The sequence below is a fragment of the Pseudaeromonas pectinilytica genome, assembly GCF_054780855.1.
Window position 1 is genome coordinate 1 of sequence record NZ_BAAGVN010000052.1, and the last position, 954, is coordinate 954.

1 pseudogene is annotated in these 954 nt (G+C 46.0%); it reads left to right on the plus strand.

What is annotated here, in order from left to right:
* Positions 1-197 precede the first annotated feature (197 nt).
* Positions 198-917: pseudogene (locus tag ACYVG7_RS04455) on the plus strand (IS1595 family transposase); the annotation flags it as partial.
* Positions 918-954 lie beyond the last annotated feature (37 nt).

The window sequence follows — 954 nt, forward strand, 5'->3', positions numbered from 1 at the left end:
TTTTTGGCGATTAAATCAGATCACAAACGAAGCCTTTTTTCTATCTATTTCAATTGGTTGTAGCTAAAGATCCTGTACATGATTGAACCACCATTCGTTGATTCAGAGATCAGAGCGAACATAGCTTTTCCTGATTACCACCATGCTTCAGCCCCTCAGGACTATACTTAAAGTATCCTGTTCTGGAGGGTTTAATCATGGCCAAGAACAAGGTTCAGTTTCAAAAAAGCATGAATATTCATGCCTTTATTCAGAGTTATGGCAGTGAAGAGTGGTGTCAGCAACGGCTGTTTGATATTCGTTGGCCTCAAGGCTTCCTATGTCCAAACTGCGGACATACCCACTATTGCAGGCTTCACTCGAGATCGGTTTACCAATGTAATCAGTGTCACCAACAAACCTCGCTGACTGCTGGAACCATTTTTGCCTACTCCAAATTGCCTCTCACCATCTGGTTTTTGGCCATCTATCTGATCACTCAAGAGAAAAATGGTGTTTCCGCTCTGGAGTTATCACGTTCGCTTGGCATCTCTTACAACGCGACCTGGCGACTTAAGCACAAGTTGATGCAAGCCATGAAAGAGCGTGATGATGAGGTTAAGCTATCAGGCATCATCCAGCTTGATGATGCTTATTGGGGCGGAGCTAGAACTGGAAAGGTAGGTCGTGGAGCGGCAGGCAAACGCCCATTTGTTGCAGCCGTATCCCTCACCGAGGAAGGACACCCGAACCGCATGCGATTCAGTGCGGTCAATGGCTTCAAGAAAACGGAACTAACTCAATGGGCGAAGAAGCATCTGCAGCCATCATCCTTGGTTGTCTCGGATGGTTTGGCCTGTTTCCGAGGCATTGAAGAGGCCAATAGTTTTCATCTGCATATTCCCACGCATGGCGATCGCTCAATAACATTCATGCCGATCACGTAATAACATCCATGCCGATCACTCAATAACA